The 19,561-nt window shown below is 48.8% G+C and carries 16 protein-coding genes, 8 tRNA genes and 1 rRNA gene; all 25 read right to left on the bottom strand.

Annotated elements, in window-relative coordinates:
• Positions 1-108: 108 nt before the first annotated feature.
• A complete protein-coding gene (locus V6668_RS00815) occupies positions 109-1,056 on the bottom strand; it encodes a ribose-phosphate diphosphokinase (protein WP_036616184.1) in 948 nt (315 codons plus the stop codon).
• Between the two features lie 264 nt (positions 1,057-1,320).
• The gene (gene hisJ / locus V6668_RS00810; protein ID WP_036616181.1) at positions 1,321-2,145 is read right to left on the bottom strand and encodes a histidinol-phosphatase HisJ; all 825 of its coding nucleotides are present in this window, start codon (positions 2,143-2,145) and stop codon (positions 1,321-1,323) included.
• Between the two features lie 12 nt (positions 2,146-2,157).
• Positions 2,158-2,892: a bifunctional phosphoribosyl-AMP cyclohydrolase/phosphoribosyl-ATP diphosphatase HisIE gene (hisIE, locus tag V6668_RS00805; RefSeq protein WP_422395236.1), complete on the bottom strand. Its 735-nt coding sequence runs from the start codon at positions 2,890-2,892 to the stop codon at positions 2,158-2,160.
• Complete coding sequence (hisF, locus tag V6668_RS00800) at positions 2,885-3,646, bottom strand: imidazole glycerol phosphate synthase subunit HisF (protein WP_017691268.1); 762 nt, start codon at positions 3,644-3,646, stop codon at positions 2,885-2,887. The genes hisIE and hisF overlap by 8 nt, the downstream gene beginning before the upstream one ends.
• Positions 3,647-3,676: 30 nt before the next feature.
• Positions 3,677-4,411, bottom strand: a complete 735-nt coding sequence (gene hisA, locus V6668_RS00795; RefSeq protein ID WP_047841450.1) for a 1-(5-phosphoribosyl)-5-[(5-phosphoribosylamino)methylideneamino]imidazole-4-carboxamide isomerase — start codon at positions 4,409-4,411, stop codon at positions 3,677-3,679.
• A gap of 62 nt (positions 4,412-4,473) precedes the next feature.
• The gene (gene hisH / locus V6668_RS00790) at positions 4,474-5,100 is read right to left on the bottom strand and encodes an imidazole glycerol phosphate synthase subunit HisH (protein WP_338707478.1); all 627 of its coding nucleotides are present in this window, start codon (positions 5,098-5,100) and stop codon (positions 4,474-4,476) included.
• Positions 5,101-5,103: 3 nt separating this feature from the next.
• Positions 5,104-5,733 (bottom strand): imidazoleglycerol-phosphate dehydratase HisB, encoded by a 630-nt coding sequence (hisB, locus tag V6668_RS00785; protein ID WP_338707477.1) that lies wholly within the window; start codon positions 5,731-5,733, stop codon positions 5,104-5,106.
• Entirely contained in the window at positions 5,726-7,030 is a 1,305-nt protein-coding gene (hisD, locus tag V6668_RS00780; RefSeq protein ID WP_338707476.1) for a histidinol dehydrogenase, read from the bottom strand. The genes hisB and hisD overlap by 8 nt, the downstream gene beginning before the upstream one ends.
• 133 nt (positions 7,031-7,163) lie before the next feature.
• Positions 7,164-7,823: an ATP phosphoribosyltransferase gene (gene hisG / locus V6668_RS00775; RefSeq protein ID WP_338707475.1), complete on the bottom strand. Its 660-nt coding sequence runs from the start codon at positions 7,821-7,823 to the stop codon at positions 7,164-7,166.
• A 1-nt stretch (position 7,824) separates the two neighbouring features.
• On the bottom strand, positions 7,825-9,024 hold the full coding sequence (locus V6668_RS00770) for an ATP phosphoribosyltransferase regulatory subunit (protein WP_076254314.1): 1,200 nt from the start codon (positions 9,022-9,024) through the stop codon (positions 7,825-7,827).
• Positions 9,025-9,427: 403 nt separating this feature from the next.
• Positions 9,428-9,970: an acyltransferase gene (locus V6668_RS00765; protein ID WP_036616162.1), complete on the bottom strand. Its 543-nt coding sequence runs from the start codon at positions 9,968-9,970 to the stop codon at positions 9,428-9,430.
• On the bottom strand, positions 9,967-10,623 hold the full coding sequence (gene ppaX / locus V6668_RS00760) for a pyrophosphatase PpaX (protein ID WP_338707474.1): 657 nt from the start codon (positions 10,621-10,623) through the stop codon (positions 9,967-9,969). Before ppaX ends, V6668_RS00765 begins: the two co-directional genes overlap by 4 nt.
• Positions 10,624-10,629: 6 nt before the next feature.
• Entirely contained in the window at positions 10,630-11,655 is a 1,026-nt protein-coding gene (gene lgt, locus V6668_RS00755) for a prolipoprotein diacylglyceryl transferase (RefSeq protein WP_338707473.1), read from the bottom strand.
• 121 nt (positions 11,656-11,776) lie between these two features.
• Positions 11,777-12,715, bottom strand: coding sequence for an HPr(Ser) kinase/phosphatase (hprK, locus tag V6668_RS00750; protein ID WP_017691278.1), 939 nt, complete (start codon positions 12,713-12,715; stop codon positions 11,777-11,779).
• A 418-nt stretch (positions 12,716-13,133) separates the two neighbouring features.
• Positions 13,134-14,261 carry an ABC transporter ATP-binding protein gene (locus V6668_RS00745; RefSeq protein WP_017691279.1) on the bottom strand — a complete coding sequence of 376 codons (1,128 nt, stop codon included), beginning with the start codon at positions 14,259-14,261 and terminating at the stop codon, positions 13,134-13,136.
• Positions 14,262-14,364: 103 nt separating this feature from the next.
• The gene (locus V6668_RS00740; RefSeq protein WP_143781510.1) at positions 14,365-15,582 is read right to left on the bottom strand and encodes a helix-turn-helix domain-containing protein; all 1,218 of its coding nucleotides are present in this window, start codon (positions 15,580-15,582) and stop codon (positions 14,365-14,367) included.
• A 120-nt stretch (positions 15,583-15,702) separates the two neighbouring features.
• A tRNA-Lys gene (locus V6668_RS00735) sits at positions 15,703-15,775 on the bottom strand.
• 7 nt (positions 15,776-15,782) lie between these two features.
• Positions 15,783-15,868: transfer RNA gene (locus V6668_RS00730), tRNA-Tyr, on the bottom strand.
• A 12-nt stretch (positions 15,869-15,880) separates the two neighbouring features.
• Positions 15,881-15,953 (bottom strand) — tRNA-Phe (locus tag V6668_RS00725).
• A gap of 21 nt (positions 15,954-15,974) precedes the next feature.
• Positions 15,975-16,052: transfer RNA gene (locus V6668_RS00720), tRNA-Asp, on the bottom strand.
• 9 nt (positions 16,053-16,061) lie between these two features.
• Positions 16,062-16,137 (bottom strand) — tRNA-Thr (locus V6668_RS00715).
• A gap of 5 nt (positions 16,138-16,142) precedes the next feature.
• A tRNA-Val gene (locus tag V6668_RS00710) sits at positions 16,143-16,218 on the bottom strand.
• Between the two features lie 9 nt (positions 16,219-16,227).
• Positions 16,228-16,304 (bottom strand) — tRNA-Met (locus tag V6668_RS00705).
• A gap of 43 nt (positions 16,305-16,347) precedes the next feature.
• Positions 16,348-16,439: transfer RNA gene (locus V6668_RS00700), tRNA-Ser, on the bottom strand.
• Positions 16,440-16,520: 81 nt separating this feature from the next.
• Positions 16,521-19,446: ribosomal RNA gene (locus V6668_RS00695) — 23S ribosomal RNA — on the bottom strand.
• Positions 19,447-19,561 lie beyond the last annotated feature (115 nt).

Genomic DNA, 19,561 nt, shown 5'->3' with positions numbered 1-19,561 from the left:
AGCAAGAATTGAATTCAAAGAGCCAAAACAAAAAAAACCGTGCTGAGCAGATAACAACTCAGACACGGAACAATTCATCTGGCAGCACACCGTTATATCTTCGATGCTCTAAATGCCAGAATCCTTAAACAATGTGGCCATGGAGCCACCATCCACAATAATGCGTACAGCGCGGGCCAGCATTGGCGCAACAGGTAACACTTTGAAGCATTCAGGGTGATCATCTGGCAGTGCGATCGAGTCCGTAACTACCACCTCTTCAATCGACGGGTGATTCAATTTACTTACTGCACCATCCGAGAACAATCCGTGTGTTGCACATACATATACATTTTTGGAGCCACGTTCCTTCAACCCTTCCACGACATTCAGAATGGTTGTTCCAGTGTCGATCAGATCCTCAATAATAATAGGTGTCCGTCCTTCTACATCACCAATGACATGGGTAATCACCGATTCATTATGGCTTGGACGTTTCTTGATCATAATGGCAAATGGAGAATCCAGACGGTTCGCCAGCTTCTCTGCCATCGATGCTCGTCCCGCATCCGGGGAGACGACAACAGGGTTCTCGATTCCTTTGCTTAACAGATAATCACTAATCAGATCCAGTGATGTCATATGGTCAACCGGAATGTTGAAAAATCCCTGAATGGCCGCTGCGTGCAGGTCAATCGTTACCACTCGATTGGCGCCAGCCGTAGTTAATACATCTGCTACCATCTTGGCCGAGATCGGTTCCCGTGGTGCGGATTTGCGCTCTTGACGAGCATAACCGTAATACGGAACAATGATGTTAACAGTGCGCGCTGAAGCCCTCTTTGCAGCATCAATCATCACAAGCAACTCGACAAACAGCTCGTTGATCGGATGAGACAACGACTGTACCAGAAACACATCACAATTACGAATCGTTTCTTCATAATGAACGTATATTTCTCCGCTCTTGAACCTGGACAGCTTGATCTTGCCCAGTTGTACACCCAGCTTGTCACATACCTGTTCTGCCAGCTTAGGGTTCGATGAACCGGAAAAAATACGTAACGAATGCTGCATAATGCCCTCCCGAGGGTTGAAGTCCCTATATAATCCCTTATCTAAAAGCGAGTGTTCAAAAAGACCGGTTTTCAGTACCGAGAAGATGGGATAAAGCTAGAAATGGAGTAGCGGAGCGTAGGCAAAACTACGTGAGCAACGGACATTTCGGCTGAATTCCAGCTTCGATGCTGAAGATGCCATTAGGCATCCTTCGTAATCAAAGGCGGAATTTTTGAACTACCTCTAAAAGGTTATTTCCTACCCTCATTATACTCCAATGGCTTATACATTTAAAGGAATGAACGAGCGATGACGGCCTTCAAAAACAGCGACTTCCGTACAGCCCAACTCATGTAAAAGTGCTTCAGCTTCAGGCAAATAATCGCCCAGCTTCATTGGGTCATGTGCATCAGAGCCCATGGTTAATGGAATACCCAAGCGAATGGCTTCTGTCAGCATTCTGCGACTAGGGAACATCTCGGCACAAGGCTTCGATATCCCGGAAGCATTCAGCTCCATGGCGCAACCACTTTTGGCAATAGCCTGCAGCGCTGCGTTCTCCAGTGAGATACGTTCTTCTGTCTGCTCCGTTGAAGGAACATAGCCAAACCGTTTAATGACATCCGTATGGCCCATAATATCGTACATGCCCGTGGCGGCTGCCTTGCTTACGGCATCGTAGTACTGACGATATACTTCAAGGATGTCTTTGCCCTCCCAGTGATGGGTCTGGCGGAAATCCGTAATGTCCCATTCCCCAAGAAAATGCACAGAGCCAATCACATAATCCCATGGATAACGCTCAATGATTGCACGGATCTCTGTTTCCCAGCCTTCGATATAGTCACCTTCCAGACCAACACGTACGTCAATCTGCCCACGGTAACGTTCTTTCAGGGAGAAACACTCCTCTACGTAACGCGGCAGTTCATCCATAGGCATCGCCATTTCCGGATAATATTGAGCCGGATCGACATGCAACAAGGGCATGTGATCGGACAATCCAATCTGGGATAGTCCGATCTCCACACCACGCTGCACGTACTCTTCCAGTTTGCCCACGGCATGTCCACACCGCTCATGGTGTGTATGATAGTCTATACGCACGAAACTCGCCTCCTAATCGCGGCGAGGCCGTTCATGACGGCGGCTCAGCTCTGACATAATGTCGTCCAGCGGCAGCTTGCGTTCTTGTAACAGGACGAGCAGGTGATACATCAGGTCACTGACTTCCAGACGAAGCTCGTCATTATCTTTATTTTTGGCGGCGATGATCGTCTCGGACGCTTCTTCACCGATTTTTTTCAGTATTTTGTCTACACCTTTATCAAACAGATACGTTGTATATGCACCCTCAGGACGCTCACGTTCACGCTCTGCAATAACGGATTCCAGTTCAGCCAATACCTCAAAGCGACTTTCGGAACCGGAACTTGCAGAAGCAGATGCCGCACCCGCTTCATCCGAAGCCTCGTCTGCCGATTTCTCTGGCAAACCAATGATTTCATTATGGAAACAAGTTACCGCCCCTGTATGGCAAGCCGGACCGTTCGGTTTCACCTCAACCAACAAGGTATCGCCGTCACAATCATATTTTAGGGAAGTAATCGTCTGCACGTTGCCAGATGTTGCCCCTTTATGCCACAACTCCTGACGCGAGCGTGACCAGAACCAGGTCTCACCGGATTCCAGCGACAACTTCAGGGATTCGCGATTCATATAAGCCATCATTAAAACTTCACGAGTATCTAAATCCTGCACAATGGCAGGAACCAAACCGTCACTCCAACGAATGTGTTCCACAACCTGTTCCAAGGATAACTGTTCCTTGATTTCATCGCTCACTTTAGTCACGGATCTCCACCCCTTGTTCTCTCAAATGTTGTTTTAACGCCGGTACGGCGATTTCTTTGTAATGGAAAATCGTTGCGGCCAGCCCTGCGTCCGCTTTGCCTGTGGTAAATACATCATAGAAATGAGATTCCTTGCCCGCACCGCCCGATGCGATGACTGGAATACGCACAGATTCGGATACCGCTGCCGTCAGCTTCAGATCAAAGCCGTCTTTTGTTCCGTCCGCGTCCATACTTGTGAGAAGAATCTCCCCCGCGCCCAAGCTCTCAGCCTGTTTAACCCATTCCAGCGCCTTGATCCCGGAGGGTTTCCGTCCACCATGGGTATAGACTTCCCACTCACCCCAAGCTTCATTATACTTGGCGTCGATCGCTACGACGATACACTGTGAACCAAAACGACGTGCGCCATCGGCAATCAACTGTGGATTAAGTACTGCGGCTGTATTCACTGCAATCTTGTCGGCACCTGCACGGAGAATCCGCTTCATGTCCTCCACTTTGGAGATGCCACCACCTACCGTAAAGGGAATAGCGATCTCGCCCGCCGTCTGCCGCACGACTTCTTCCATCGTTTCGCGACCTTCTACCGAAGCGGAGATATCGAGAAACACCAATTCGTCCGCGCCCTCGCGGTCATATAGTGCCGCCAGCTCTACCGGATCACCCGCATCGCGGAGATTAACGAAGTTGACGCCTTTGACGACCCGGCCGTCCTTCACGTCCAGACAGGGGATGATTCTTTTTGCCAGCATGCTACCTCTTCCTCTCTATCCGAATATCCCTTACTTATTGACCGCACGTACTGCTTCAGACAGATCGATGCTTCCCGTATACAGTGCTTTACCCACAATTGCTCCACCAACACCATCATCCGCGTGGCGACTCAGACGGAGCAGATCATCCATTACACTCACACCGCCGGAAGCAATAACCGTCCGTCCGCTTGCCTTGGCTAGAGACACAATCGCTTCCACATTAGGACCCTGCATCATGCCATCACGGGAAATATCCGTAAAGATAAACGTTTCTGCCCCATATGCCGCCAATTCCTTTGCGAGTACCTCTGCTTGCACTTCCGATGTTTCAAGCCAACCGCGAGTTGCCACGTAACCGTTACGAGCGTCGATGCCAATTGCCACTTTGTCGCCATAACGTCCCAGTACTTCCTCTGTAAAAGCACGATCCTCAATCGCTGCTGTTCCAATGATCAGCCGGCTAACACCCAGACCCAGCAAACGTTCTACATCCGCTACCGTACGAAGTCCGCCGCCCACCTGAACAGGTACGTTCACAGCCGAGGCAATCCGCCCGATCAGCTCATCGTTAACAGGGTGCCCTGCTTTCGCACCATCCAGATCCACCAGATGGACATATGTACCGCCTTGTTTCTCCCAAGATAAAGCCACTTGAACCGGGTCATCGTTATACACGGTCTCCTGATTATAATCTCCCTGCACCAGTCTTACACATTTGCCGTCCCGGATATCAATCGCCGGATATAGGATAAAAGATGACATACAAGGCCTCCTGAATATGAATTAGATTTGTACGCTTTCTATAGTTAAGAAGAGATGATGTTTTACCTTTGTACAGGTGCTCCTGTCAGAGCCAAAAAGTTACCGAGCAGCTTTATACCAAGCTCTCCACTTTTCTCCGGGTGGAATTGCATGCCGAAGTTGGATCCTCTGCCTACAATGGCTGTCACCGGATGTCCGTAATCCGTTACGGCCAGCAGATCGTCCCTGTTTTCAGTGAGCGCATGATAGGAATGGACAAAATAGACGTGCCCTGCTTCAAGCCCCGTAAATAGAGGATTTTCCGCGTGCAGGAATTCCAAACGGTTCCATCCCATATGAGGAACTTTCAGCTCTCCTGGTGCGAATCGCACCACTTTACCTGGCAAAATATCCAGTCCCGCATGCTCGCCATGCTCTTCACTTGAGCTGAACAATAATTGCATGCCCAGACAGATACCGAGCAGTGGCTTGGACCCGGCAGCGGCTTCCTTCACCACCGTATCCAGTCCACTCTCCCGCAGATGAACCATCGCATCACCAAAAGCACCTACGCCTGGCAGAATGACACCATCTGCGCCAAGAATCTCTTCCCGGTCACCCGTGACCAGCGCTTCGTAGCCAAGACGTTCGACCGCTTTGCCGACGCTGTGCAGGTTACCCATACCGTAATCGACAATTGCAATCGCCATCGTCTACAGCACTCCCTTCGTGGAAGGCACACCCGTTACACGTGGATCAATCATCGTTGCTTCATCCAGTGCACGTCCCAGCGCCTTAAAGATCGCTTCAATCATGTGGTGGGTGTTCTGACCATAGTGCACAATGACATGTAACGTAATCCGAGCTTCCAGCGCTAATTTCCACAGGAATTCATGTACCAGCTCCGTGGAGAAACTGCCTACTTGTTGGGAAGGGTATTCTGCACGGTATTCAAAGTGAGGTCGGTTACTCACATCAATAATGACCTGAGCGAGTGCCTCGTCCATTGGTACAAAAACACTGGCGTAACGCTTAATTCCACGTTTGTCACCCAACGCTTCTCGCAACGTCTGTCCGAGACAGATTCCGATGTCTTCAACCGTGTGATGATCGTCGATATCAATATCTCCGCGGGCCTGCACGTTCAGGTCGAATTGTCCGTGCTTTGTGAACAGATCCAGCATATGATTCAGGAAAGGTACATCCGTTTCAATCGTGGATTGTCCTGTTCCATCTACAGTAAAGGCCAATTGGATATTGGTCTCGTTTGTTTTGCGGTCAACCTCTGCTTGGCGCGCTGCACCTTTGTTTTCAAGTTCCACACCATTATTTTGCTTATCCATTGTCCGATTCCGCCTTTCCTTCCTGTTCTAACCGTACAGCAATTGCACGGGCATGCCCTTCAAGACCCTCATGGCGGGCCAACTCTATAATAGCCGCTCCGTTCTGCAGCAGCGCTTCTTTACTATAATAGATCAGACTCGATTTCTTGATAAAATCATCCACGTCCACTGGCGAACTGAACCGCGCAGTGCCATTGGTCGGTATAATGTGATTGGGTCCTGCAAAATAATCCCCCACCGGCTCCGAACTGTACGGGCCGAGGAAAATCGCGCCGGCATTTTCGATCCGGCCAGCGTAAGCCATCGGCTCCTGCACCATGATCTCCAGATGCTCCGGTGCGAGCCGGTTCACCACGTCAATTCCCTCATCGATGGAATCAACCACAATAATAGCGCCATACTGCTCCACGGAAGCAGCAGCGATATCACGCCGCGGCAGCACTTCAAGCTGCCGCTGCACTTCGCCCTGCACGGCTTCCGCCAGCGTGTCCGAATTCGTGACGAGAATGGCCGATGCCATCTCGTCATGTTCCGCCTGCGACAACAGGTCGGCGGCGACATACACCGGATTCGCCGTATCATCGGCGAGCACCACAATCTCACTCGGCCCGGCGATACTATCGATATCGACCGCACCGTACACCTCGCGCTTCGCGAGCGCCACGTAAATATTGCCCGGTCCACAGATCTTGTCGACCGGTGCAATACTCTCCGTGCCGTAAGCCAAGGCGGCGATAGCTTGAGCGCCGCCAACCCGGTACATCTCGCTCACGCCTGCTTCCGCAGCAGCAACGAGGATGTACGGGTTAATACCTTCGCCACCGTTCGTTGACGGCGGCGTCACGAGAACAATCTCCGGCACGCCTGCCACCTGTGCCGGAATCACATTCATCAGCACAGACGATGGATACGCTGCTTTGCCGCCAGGTACATAGACGCCGACCCGCTTCAGCGGTCGGATGACCTGGCCCAGCAGGCTGCCGTCCGGCTGCCAATCCATCCACGAGTTGCGTTTCTGTTTCTCATGAAACGCACGAATGTTGGCGGCGGCTTGCCGGATCGCCGTCACAAAGGATGGCTCCACGGCTGCATAAGCCGCCTGCAGCTCTTCCTGCGGCACGCGCAACTCCGCGGCCGTCAGCTTTGTACGGTCCAGCTGCTCCGTGTAACGCAGCAGTGCCGCATCACCCTCACGGCGAATGTCGCTGACAATACGCCGTACCGTTTCATTTTGCTCCGGCGTGCCATACTCCACTTCCCGCTTCAGATCAAACTCCCGTGCAGGTACAATTTTCATACGTACAACCTCCTCACCCTCTGTAATACCTGCCTTCTTGTGGCCGATTTGCTTCTTTATTTTGTCTCTTACTCTTACTTTTACTTTTGCTTTTGCTTTGCATGTTTCTCATCTATGTTTCCGAAGCAGTAATTTATCCCCGAAAGCTTCCCGCCGATATCTCATTCGATACCGGTATGACCTGTTGAAGTGCATCACACAAAGCCTGGATTCGTGCATTCTTCATCCGGTAACTTACCCGATTGGCGATAAGACGGCTCGTGATATCCAGAATGCCTGTCATCTCCACCAATCCGTTCTCACGCAGCGTCTGACCTGTCTCCACCAGATCGACAATCCGGTCTGCCAGACCAATCAGGGGCGCTAGCTCAATGGAACCATTCAGCTTGATCACCTCGACCTGCTGCCCCTGCTCCCGGAAATACTGTGATGCAATCCTTGGATACTTCGTTGCAACACGTTGCTGGATGCCTGGCTTCCAGTCTGGAAGTCCGATCACAGACATACGGCACTGAGCGATTCCCAGATTCAACAGTTCGTACACATCCCGATCTTCCTCCAGCAGCACGTCTTTACCAACAATTCCGATATCGGCAACACCGTACTCCACATATGTTGGAACATCTACTGGCTTAGCCATAATGAATTCCATTCCCGCTTCCGGTACTTCGATGACCAATCTGCGTGTATCGTCCACGTCTTCTGGAATATCCAGCCCCGCTTCACGAAACAATTTGGAGGCTTTTTTATAGATTCGGCCCTTCGGCATGGCCACCTTCAGAATATCCGACATCTCAGCGTCCTCCTTCTTCAGATCCGTAAGTAATAACCTGCTCAGCCTGAGCAGTTCTTGCTTCAACCGATACGGCACTTGCCCCAGCCCCGTCTTCGGGAAGAAGGAGTGTCACTACATTTTGTCCCATACTGCGTAATCTTGCCGCTTCTGTTAGTGCCTCGGCCCGACGTTTCGGGGTATATTGGATAAGTACCGGTTTTTTCTCTTCAATGGTAATGCCATGAACACCATCAATAATACGGTTCGTTTTCAGTGCAAATCCTGTAGCTGGCAATGAACGACCAAACTGTTGTAACAGATTATCATACCGTCCGCCGCTACATACCGGGGATCCCAGTTCGGCTGCATACCCTTCAAAGGTCATGCCCGTATAATAGGAGAAATCACCGATCATCGTCAGATCAATCAGCACATGCTCGGATACACCGTACGCTTCCAACACTTCGAATACGGCACACAGATGTGCAATCGACTGTGCTGCTTCAGCACTTGAACTTAGCTCTACCGCATGTGTGCATACTTCCTTGCCACCACGCAGACGCAGGATCGCTTCAAGCTGTTCTTTCAACTTCGGCTCCAGATTCAATGCTTCAATTGACTGGCGATAGCCGACATAATCACGTCCGAGCAACCCTTCCTTCAATTGCTCCTGCTCAGCGGTCTGGCCTGGAATCACTTCCTCCAGTAATCCGTTCAGGAATCCCATATGACCCATCGCTATTTTAAAAGAAGACACACCCGCTGCCTGCAAAGAGGCAATCGCAAGCGCAACAACTTCTGCATCCGCCTCAGGTGAGTCGTCTCCAACCAGCTCCACGCCCGTCTGGAAAAATTCAGCTTCACGTCCAGCTTCCTCTTCAATAGAACGGAATACGTTCGCATGATAGGACAGACGCAGCGGCAACTGCTCATCTTTGAGCATGGATGAAACGACGCGTGCAATCGGAGCCGTTAGATCCGATCTGAGTACCAGTGTGGTTCCCCTGCTGTTTAGCAATTTAAATAATTTACGATCTGATGTAGAGCTTGCCACACCTACCGTATCGTAATATTCAATCGTTGGTGTGATAATCTGACGGTAACCCCAGCGTTCCATACATTCCAGTACATTGCGTTCAATCGTCCGCAGCTTGGATACTACATGTGGTGTATAGTCGCGGAATCCGGTCGGTTTTTCAAAACCTTTTGGTTTGGACATTGGTAATATTCACCCCGAGTCAGTAATTTAAGAGTTGCACTCGTTCTATTTCAACAGGATTTATGTAGTGTAAATCCCCATTCTATCTTATAAACCTGAATCACAGTATTATCGCATAAGCCTTCAACTATTGGTTTATTCCAATCCTTATCATGCTTCATTTCTCCAAGAATACTTTCACATGGTAAAGTGCTAACAAACTAAAGGATATGGGATATGATAACATGAAATCCGCACTACCGTCAACAATACCAAAGCTTGATTGCCCTTGGATCGACATATCGTTTTATATACACACCGTAACGCTCGCCAATCGGTATTTATATACGAAAAAAGCTGCCGTCAGCAGCTTTTTACTTCGAATCATCTTCATTGATTCATCTTCATTCATTACTTTATTGACTCAATGCACACTACCCTGAGAAGAATCATCCGTGTTAAAGACAGTTTCTTCCGTAGAAGCTGCCGCGCGGGATAAATCACGCAGTGGATTACCTCCAACAAAAGCTCCTGGTGCAACATCCTTATGTACGACTGCTCCAGCAGCCACAACGGCTCCATCTCCTATGGTTACCCCGGGAAGTATCGTTGTGTTAGCACCAATTAGTACATTTTCCCCGATAATCACCTCACCGAGCCTGTACTCCTTAATGAGATACTCATGAGCGAGAATCGTTGTGTTGTAACCGATGACCGAGTTTTCGCCGACCGTTATTTTCTCCGGAAAAAACACATCCACCATCACCATCAGGCCAAAGGCCGTGTGTTTTCCCACCTTCATACCGAGCATTCGGCGGTAAATCCAATTCTTCACCGATAGGATCGGACAATAACGTGACAACTGGATCCAGATAAAATTACGAACGCCCTTCCACGGACTCACTGTCTTGTAGATATGCCAAAGTGCATTCTGGTCCTCTACCGGATAGCGGGTTACTTTTCTCATGAACGTCCCGTGTCAATACGGATGAGTTTCAACAAGTCTCTCATGTCATGCAACATATGATCGGGTCCATATCCGTTCAGGATTGTTTCCCCTTTAAGGGACCATGCAACCCCCGCCGAGAGTGCGCCCGCATTCTGTGCCGATTGGATATCCACTGGACTGTCACCCACCATTAACGTTTTGGCAGGATCTGCACCTAGTTCCGTCATCGCTTTCAGTACAGGTTCAGCGTGCGGCTTCGGATTCGTTACGTCAGTTACTGTTACAATCGTCTTCATATACTTCAATAGGTCAAAACGTTCTAGCACCTTTAATGTAGATGGACGAATTTTGGTTGTGACCACACCCATAACAATGCCCGCCTGATGCAGCGCCTCTACTACCTCAATAACATGTGGAAAAGGTCTAACCATCGCTTCATGATGGATATCATTATAAGCACGGTAACCTTTCACGTACTCGGAGACTTCCTCCTGGCCAGAGAAAGTGCGCATTTGCTGCTCCAGTGTGCCACCCATATGTGGAATGATCTGTTCCCGTGTCCATGGAGCTGAATGCTCCCATCCCCCCATGACATGCTGGAATGAGCTGATAATCAACTCATTGGTATCAATAATTGTTCCATCCAGATCAAACAATACCGTGTCAATCATGTTGCATTACTCCTTTTTATCATCAACTTGCTTGAATTCATCTTTGGCTGGAGGTGTTAACTTATTCTCTTTGCCAGCAACTGTTCCCGTATGCTCCATATCATCTGAGGTAACTTTGGACGATACAATCGGATCACTGTAACGAACATCTGCTTTACCTGTCACTCTTCTCACCACAATGAATACAACAGCAACAATAATGATGCCAATCGCGAGCAGTTGCGAGATTCTTACGTTACCGTAAGCAGGATCAAGATATCCTTGTTCAAAGCCCATTGCAGTCATTGGAGACCACAACCCGTTCACTAGTGAAGCAACCCACTGCGGAGCCTGGAAGCCCAGACTGTCCGTACGCAAAGCTTCAATAAAGAAGCGACCGATAGAGTACCAGATGAAATAAGACATGAACAGTTCACCTGAACGCAGAAACTTCTGACGACGCAGAACCAGCAGCAAGACCAGACCAACGAGACTCCACATCGATTCATACAAAAATGCAGGGTGGTGGAATACGCCTTCTACGTTCATTTGATTCACAATAAAGTCCGGCAGATGAAGCTTGTCTCTCAAAAATGATTCTTCTACAGGTCCGCCGTAGGCTTCCTGATTCACAAAGTTCCCCCAGCGTCCGATCAACTGTCCAACGAGCAGTCCAGGCGCACAGATATCGGCCATACGCCAGAAGTTATACCCTTTACGACGGAAGAAAATAACTGCACAGATGATTGCACCAATAAGGGCACCATAGATGGCGATACCGCCATTCCATATTTTAAAGACATCCCAGAAATTATCTTTATAATCTTCCCATTTAAATGCGACGTAGTAGATGCGGGCACCAATGATGGCAGAAGGCACGCCCAGCAAGACCATGTCCATGAACACTTCCTGTGGAATATTGTAACGTTTGCCCTCCCGGATCACGAGCAGGAGTCCTATAAGTGCCGCAGCACCAAGAATAAGCCCGTACCAGTGAACCTTTAACGCTCCAATAGAGAACGCAATCGGGTTCAACAGTAATAATGTATCCATTCATTCACACTCCTATTTATTCAATCAATCGCACGCATGACGAATGGTTGGCATACACTGCGCCTTAAGAGAAGCAGTACATGTCAACCATTTATCTTCATTTCCTTGTATAAAATGTTTCTTAATCCATGTCTTCCATATCTTCCGAGATGGTTGCTGTCAGCTTGTTCGTGAATTGCAGTGCAGCATTCAGACCCATCTGTTTCAGGCGATAGTTCATACCTGCCACTTCAATAATAACCGCCAAGTTCCGTCCCGGACGAACAGGAATCGTAACGAGAGGTACATCCGTATCAATGATACGTGTAGTCTCTTCATCCAGACCCAGACGATCATATTGTTTATCCTGCTGCCATGCTTCCAGACGTACAACCAAAGTAATCCGTTTGTTATTCCGAACCGCACCAGCCCCGAACAATGTCATGACGTTGATAATACCGACACCTCGAATCTCGAGCAAGTGGCGGATCAATTCAGGTGCAGTACCGTGCAGCTGAAAATCTGACGTTTGGCGGATCTCTACCGCATCATCGGCAATCAGTCGGTGTCCACGTTTCACCAGTTCAAGCGCTGTTTCACTCTTACCAATACCGCTGCTACCTGTAATCAGCATACCTACGCCATAGACATCACAAAGTACACCGTGAATGGTTGCTGTTGGTGCCAATTTCTTTTCCAGGAATCCCGTGATCCGGCTGGATAGAATCGTAGTAGCCATGTTGCTGCGAAGTACAGCCAGATTCTGCTCTTCACTGATATCAATCAGCTCTTGCGGAACTTCCAGTCCACGCGTGACAACGATACAAGGCGTCTCTTCCGTACAAAGACGTTGCATACGATCGCGCCGCTCTTGCTCAGGTAACATTGCAAAGAAAGCTAACTCCGTTCTTCCAAGCAGCTGTACCCGTTCTTGTGGATGGTATTCAAAATAACCGGCCATTTCCAGACCAGGACGGTTCAGGTCATCTACCGTAATGACTCTTTTCAATCCGTGAGATCCAGAAACAACCTCCAACTGAAATTGCTGCACCAGTTCAGATACTTTCACTTTTTTCGCCATTTGTCTCTTCCTTTCAGCATTAGCTGTCCCTCTATGTACATCAGATCGTGTATCAGTTATTTCCATTATTAGCGCATTCACAACATGGGGTACAGAATGCATACCCTTCCAACAGTCGATTCTCTCAAATATATGAAGACAGACCTTCAAATAATCTTAAATGAATTCCGGGATGAATGCAATCGCAGCCTCCGACAACCATTAGTAAGAAAAGTCTTCTGATCGAAGCACCTTCTAGGATACTACATTCGTAGTTTAAGGGGTGTTTTTCTTACGATTATTAATCCTTCAACTCTGTCGAAACTTATAAATTCATTAATCTTAAAAAAGCCCCTTCCAGCAATAACGGAAGGGGCTCTCATTACAATGTATAATTGCGTTAACTGTCAGGTTCCATCGTCACCGAGGAATCCCAGTATTATTTGTCTTGAAGAAGTACGTTCACTTCAGTCTCTTTGTCAAAGATATGAACTTTGTTCATGTCGATGGCCATTTTAACTGTGGAACCATCACGAGTGTTAGAACGTCCGTCTACACGTGCGATCGTTGTATCATTACCAACACCGCTCAAGTAGAGGAGCATTTCGTGACCCAGGTTCTCTGTAACATCTACGTGTGTAGAGAATACAGAGTTCGGGGATGCTTCCAGGAATACTGGCTCTTCGTGAATGTCTTCTGGACGAACACCCAGAATCACTTCTTTACCAATGTATCCTCTAGATTTCAACACTTGTGCTTTACCTTGCGGGATTTCAACATCCACACCAGGAGCTATGAAATGCATGCTAGTACCTTGCTCAGCGAGTTTACCCGAGATAAAGTTCATTGTCGGGGAACCGATGAAACCAGCTACGAACAGGTTAGCGGGCAGGTTATACAACTCTTCCGGAGAAGCTGCTTGTTGGATGATACCATCCTTCATAACAACGATCCGATCACCCATCGTCATAGCTTCGATCTGGTCATGCGTTACGTAGATAACAGTTGTTTCCAAACGTTTCGCAAGTTTAGTGATCTCAGCACGCATTTGACCACGCAGTTTGGCATCCAAGTTGGAGAGAGGCTCATCCATCAAGAACACTTGTGGATCACGGACAATCGCACGTCCCAAAGCGACACGTTGACGTTGACCACCGGACAATGCCTTAGGTTTACGCTCAAGCAAATGTTCGATATCCAGAATTTTAGCTGCTTCACGTACACGTTTGTCGATCTCATCTTTTTTAACCTTACGCAATTTCAAACCAAACGCCATGTTTTGATATACGCTCATATGTGGATACAAGGCATAGGATTGGAATACCATCGCGATATCGCGGTCTTTAGGTGCAACATCATTAACGACACGGTCACCGATATAGAGTTTACCTTCAGAAATTTCCTCAAGGCCTGCGATCATACGAAGTGTTGTTGACTTACCACAACCGGACGGACCTACCAGTACCAGAAATTCTTTATCTTTAATGTCCAGGTTAATGTCAACTACAGTTGCTTTATCAGAACCCGGGTATTTTTTGAAAATATGCTCTAAACGTACTCCAGCCATGATTGTTGCCTCCTCAGAGATCATTTTGTAATCGAATACAATTTGTATTTTTATAATACCCTATCTACGTGAGGTTTGACTATTCGCAAACTGCACAAAAATATCAATGCTTTTTCGTCACTTTGTACATTAGTAGTAAAAACTGCACTAGAACGGCACTTTCGAAGTGCCTCACATCATAGCCAATCTCCTGTTTGATCTTGTCCAGGCGGTATACCAACGTATTACGATGAATGAAAAGTCGTTTCGCTGTCTCGCTGACATTACAGTCCAGGCTAAAAAAAGTCTCCAGCGTAGCAAGTGTCTCACTGTCATTGAAGATTACCGTGTCTTTACCAGTTTCCTTTATAAAACGTATACGTTGATCATCTGGAATGCTCGCTACCAACCTCTCCAGGTGAAGATCCCATGGGAGATGAATATGCTGCGTAACATGGAATGCTCTCCCTAAGTGAACACTCTCTCTAAGAAGAGTTGTGACCGATACAAGTTGTTGCGCAGGAATGCATGGCAGAGATGCAGACAGATGGAACACCCCAGCCCACTCACTGGCAACCAATTCATGCAACCCCAGACAAAAAGCGTTCAGTGAATCCTTTTTGGCTTCCGTTGTATCTTCTTCGGCTTCTTCAGTAACAATTTCTTTATCACCCATGAAAATCCACTCTTGCTCCCCCAAAGGAATCAAGACAATTTCCTCGCCAAAGTAACTCTCAAGCAACTTGTTGAGTTCCTTGGACCGTAAACGATGTGCATCCGGTGTATCGCCTTGCAGCAAGAAGAGAATCTTCTCAGCATTTAATCCTGCGGGCACCACAAAGCGATCAGGAACCGCTTCAGATTCCTGCTTGGTTGGTTCTTCGATCTGCTCTTTAAGCCAGAGACCCAATTCAGTCAAATACTGCTCCCTATCATTCTCATATACAACAGGTTGTACCTCATCGGGTAGAGCCGTGTTAGTGCGGATCAAAAGCTCAATCAATTGTCGTGTTTCTACGGTAATTGATTTTGCAGGGCATCCCCAACACACGACAGTCTCTTCTTGCTCATTCATCCGAACCTTAAAAAATATACGCTTTCCCGTATTCAAACTGATTACATCGGATGAAATTGGAGATGCAGATTGATCAGATAACTCCTGACACTCACCTTCATCACCAAAGGTCTCTAAATTTTCATGATTACCAACTAGATTGGCAACAGATTGCATCCATTCTTCTATTGTAATTTCATATTCGTCCAAATTTGTGCCTATAATGACTTCAATTTGCTGTTTTAAATCAGGTATGAGCTTCATATAATGAACGTCACCACTCTGCATGTTTTCTATTAGTTTATCATATCTTGCCCAGCATTAATAAATATCCATATTGAGCTAAAATTACATAACAAAAAAAGAGCAACTAATCAAATTAATGATTAATCACTCTTTTCTTAAAGATGAGTCATGAAGGGCTCGAACCTTCGACACCCTGATTAAAAGTCAGGTGCTCTACCAACTGAGCTAATGACTCATAAAACTGGTGGAGGATGATGGATTCGAACCACCGAACCCGTACGGGAGCAGATTTACAGTCTGATGCGTTTGGCCACTTCGCTAATCCTCCAGGGATTAAAGGTGGCTCGGGACGGAATCGAACCGCCGACACGAGGATTTTCAGTCCTCTGCTCTACCGACTGAGCTACCGAGCCATATTTAATTTTTAGGATTAATGGCGGAACCGACGGGATTCGAACCCGCGATCTCCTGCGTGACAGGCAGGCATGTTAGGCCAACTACACCACGGTTCCAGGCATTAATGGTGCCGGCGAGAGGACTTGAACCCCCAACCTACTGATTACAAGTCAGTTGCTCTACCAGTTGAGCTACACCGGCGTATATGGTGGAGGCTGAGGGGATCGAACCCCCGACCCTCTGCTTGTAAGGCAGATGCTCTCCCAGCTGAGCTAAGCCTCCTGGGTAATATGGTAGCGGCGGAGGGGATCGAACCCCCGACCTTACGGGTATGAACCGTACGCTCTAGCCAGCTGAGCTACACCGCCATATTAATTGTGTCTTGATTGCTTGTCCATCTTTAGGTAAAGATGGCGGAGAGAGAGGGATTCGAACCCTCGCACCGCTTACGCAGTCTAACCCCTTAGCAGAGGGTCCCCTTATAGCCACTTGGGTATCTCTCCAAATAACAATCATCAACATCATTCAAGGATTGCTCCCTGAAAACTAGATTCGAAACGAAACATGCGAATTACAACTTGCTATTGGATAAGCCCTCGACCGATTAGTACTGGTCAGCTCCATGCATTGCTGCACTTCCACCCCCAGCCTATCTACCTCGTCGTCTTCAAGGGGTCTTACATACTGGGAAATCTCATCTTGAGGGGGGCTTCACGCTTAGATGCTTTCAGCGTTTATCCCGTCCGTACATAGCTACCCAGCGGTGCTCCTGGCGGAACAACTGGTACACCAGCGGTACGTCCATCCCGGTCCTCTCGTACTAAGGACAGCTCCTCTCAAATTTCCTACGCCCACGACAGATAGGGACCGAACTGTCTCACGACGTTCTGAACCCAGCTCGCGTACCGCTTTAATGGGCGAACAGCCCAACCCTTGGGACCTACTTCAGCCCCAGGATGCGATGAGCCGACATCGAGGTGCCAAACCTCCCCGTCGATGTGGACTCTTGGGGGAGATAAGCCTGTTATCCCCAGGGTAGCTTTTATCCGTTGAGCGATGGCCCTTCCATGCGGTACCACCGGATCACTAAGCCCGACTTTCGTCCCTGCTCGACTTGTAGGTCTCGCAGTCAAGCTCCCTTATGCCTTTGCACTCTTCGAATGATTTCCAACCATTCTGAGGGAACCTTTGGGCGCCTCCGTTACTCTTTAGGAGGCGACCGCCCCAGTCAAACTGCCCACCTGACACTGTCCCCGCACCGGATTACGGTACCAGGTTAGAACCTAGATACGATCAGGGTGGTATCCCAACGTTGCCTCCACGCAAGCTGGCGCTCACGTTTCAAAGGCTCCCACCTATCCTGTACAGATCGTACCCAAATTCAATATCAAGCTGCAGTAAAGCTCCATGGGGTCTTTCCGTCTTGTCGCGGGTAACCTGCATCTTCACAGGTATTAAAATTTCACCGGATCTCTCGTTGAGACAGCGCCCAAGTCGTTACGCCATTCGTGCGGGTCAGAATTTACCTGACAAGGAATTTCGCTACCTTAGGACCGTTATAGTTACGGCCGCCGTTTACTGGGGCTTCGGTTCACAGCTTCGGATTGCTCCTAACCACTCCCCTTAACCTTCCAGCACCGGGCAGGCGTCAGCCCGTATACTTCGCCTTACGGCTTCGCACAGACCTGTGTTTTTGCTAAACAGTCGCTTGGGCCTTTTCACTGCGGCCCCCTCGTGCTATTCACACTACCGGGGCACCCCTTCTCCCGAAGTTACGGGGTCATTTTGCCGAGTTCCTTAACGAGAGTTCTTCCGCGCGCCTTAGAATACTCTTCTCGCCTACCTGTGTCGGTTTGCGGTACGGGCACCATCACCTGGCTAGAGGCTTTTCTTGGCAGTGTGAGATCATGACCTTCGCTACTATAATTTTCGCTCCCCATCACAGCTCAGCCTTACAATGTGCGGATTTGCCTACACATCAGCCTCACTGCTTAGACGGACATCCATCAGTCCGCGTCACTACCCTACTGCGTCCCCCCATTGCTCATAACGGCTTACGGTGGTACAGGAATTTCGACCTGTTGTCCTTCGACTACGCCTTTCGGCCTCGCCTTAGGTCCCGACTTACCCTGAGCGGACGAGCCTTCCTCAGGAACCCTTAGGCTTTCGGCGGATCAGATTCTCACTGATCTTTTCGTTACTCATACCGGCATTCTCACTTGTATAATGTCCAGCGCTCCTTACGGTACACCTTCAACCCTTATACAACGCTCCCCTACCCCTGATGCAAAGCATCAAGCCATAGCTTCGGTGGTGTGTTTAGCCCCGTTACATTTTCGGCGCAGAGTCACTCGACCAGTGAGCTATTACGCACTCTTTCAATGATGGCTGCTTCTAAGCCAACATCCTGGTTGTCTGTGCAACTCCACATCCTTTCCCACTTAACACACACTTGGGGACCTTAGCTGATGGTCTGGGCTGTTTCCCTTTTGACAATGGATCTTAGCACTCACTGTCTGACTCCCGGAAGTAAGTCTATGGCATTCGGAGTTTGACTGAGCTTGGTAACCCTTGCGGGCCCCGCACCCAATCAGTGCTCTACCTCCACGACTCTGTTTTCCGAGGCTAGCCCTAAAGCTATTTCGGGGAGAACCAGCTATCTCCGAGTTCGATTGGAATTTCTCCGCTACCCCCACCTCATCCCCGCATTTTTCAACATGCGTGGGTTCGGGCCTCCAGTGCGTGTTACCGCACCTTCACCCTGGACAGGGGTAGATCACCCGGTTTCGGGTCTACGTCCACGTACTACATCGCCCTATTCAGACTCGCTTTCGCTGCGGCTCCGGCTCTTCACCTTAACCTTGCACGGGAACGTAACTCGCCGGTTCATTCTACAAAAGGCACGCCATCACCCCTAAAACGGGCTCTGACTTTTTGTAAGCACACGGTTTCAGGTTCTATTTCACTCCCCTTCCGGGGTGCTTTTCACCTTTCCCTCACGGTACTGCTTCACTATCGGTCGCTAGGAAGTATTTAGCCTTGGCAGATGGTCCTGCCGGATTCATACGGGGTTTCACGTGCCCCGCACTACTCGGGATCCGTCTCGGAGGGAACAGACTTTCAACTACAGGGCTTTTACCTTCTTTGGCGGGCCTTTCCAGACCTCTTCGCTTAACCGGTTCCTTTGTAACTCCATGTGAGACGTCCCACAACCCCAAAGAGCAAGCTCTTTGGTTTGGGCTTCTCCGCGTTCGCTCGCCGCTACTGACGGAATCACTATTGTTTTCTCTTCCTCAGGGTACTTAGATGTTTCAGTTCCCCTGGTATGCCTCTACATAACCTATGTATTCAGTTATGAGTAACTGGAAATTACCCCAGCTGGGTTTCCCCATTCGGACACCCCCGGATCAAAGCTTGCTTACAGCTCCCCGAGGCAGTTTCGTTGTTCGCCACGTCCTTCATCGGCTCCTAGCGCCTAGGCATCCTCCGTGTGCTCTTAGTAGCTTAACCATTTTGTTCCGGTTTCGGTCGCTCGCTTCCCTTGTTTTGCTTGCGCAAAGCCAAAAGTCGCTCTCACCCGATACCATCACAAAAGCAATTCAACTACCTTTATACACTTGACTTG

It is taken from the genome of Paenibacillus amylolyticus (genome assembly GCF_036894225.1).
Classification (GTDB): domain Bacteria; phylum Bacillota; class Bacilli; order Paenibacillales; family Paenibacillaceae; genus Paenibacillus; species Paenibacillus amylolyticus.
Note: the sequence above shows the minus strand (reverse complement) of the source record. Positions and strands in the feature narration are given on the sequence as shown.

Excerpts from the sequence above, each read along its gene's own strand:
- V6668_RS00815 (WP_036616184.1), bottom strand. The coding sequence starts at position 1,056 with ATGCAGCATTCGTTACGTATTTTTTCCGGTTCATCGAACCCTAAGCTG.
- hisF (WP_017691268.1), bottom strand. The coding sequence starts at position 3,646 with ATGCTGGCAAAAAGAATCATCCCCTGTCTGGACGTGAAGGACGGCCGG.
- hisA (WP_047841450.1), bottom strand. The coding sequence starts at position 4,411 with ATGTCATCTTTTATCCTATATCCGGCGATTGATATCCGGGACGGCAAA.
- hisH (WP_338707478.1), bottom strand. The coding sequence starts at position 5,100 with ATGGCGATTGCAATTGTCGATTACGGTATGGGTAACCTGCACAGCGTC.
- hisB (WP_338707477.1), bottom strand. The coding sequence starts at position 5,733 with ATGGATAAGCAAAATAATGGTGTGGAACTTGAAAACAAAGGTGCAGCG.
- hisD (WP_338707476.1), bottom strand. The coding sequence starts at position 7,030 with ATGAAAATTGTACCTGCACGGGAGTTTGATCTGAAGCGGGAAGTGGAG.
- hisG (WP_338707475.1), bottom strand. The coding sequence starts at position 7,823 with ATGTCGGATATTCTGAAGGTGGCCATGCCGAAGGGCCGAATCTATAAA.
- V6668_RS00770 (WP_076254314.1), bottom strand. The coding sequence starts at position 9,024 with ATGTCCAAACCAAAAGGTTTTGAAAAACCGACCGGATTCCGCGACTAT.
- V6668_RS00765 (WP_036616162.1), bottom strand. The coding sequence starts at position 9,970 with ATGAGAAAAGTAACCCGCTATCCGGTAGAGGACCAGAATGCACTTTGG.
- ppaX (WP_338707474.1), bottom strand. The coding sequence starts at position 10,623 with ATGATTGACACGGTATTGTTTGATCTGGATGGAACAATTATTGATACC.
- lgt (WP_338707473.1), bottom strand. The coding sequence starts at position 11,655 with ATGGATACATTATTACTGTTGAACCCGATTGCGTTCTCTATTGGAGCG.
- hprK (WP_017691278.1), bottom strand. The coding sequence starts at position 12,715 with ATGGCGAAAAAAGTGAAAGTATCTGAACTGGTGCAGCAATTTCAGTTG.
- V6668_RS00745 (WP_017691279.1), bottom strand. The coding sequence starts at position 14,261 with ATGGCTGGAGTACGTTTAGAGCATATTTTCAAAAAATACCCGGGTTCT.
- V6668_RS00740 (WP_143781510.1), bottom strand. The coding sequence starts at position 15,582 with ATGCAGAGTGGTGACGTTCATTATATGAAGCTCATACCTGATTTAAAA.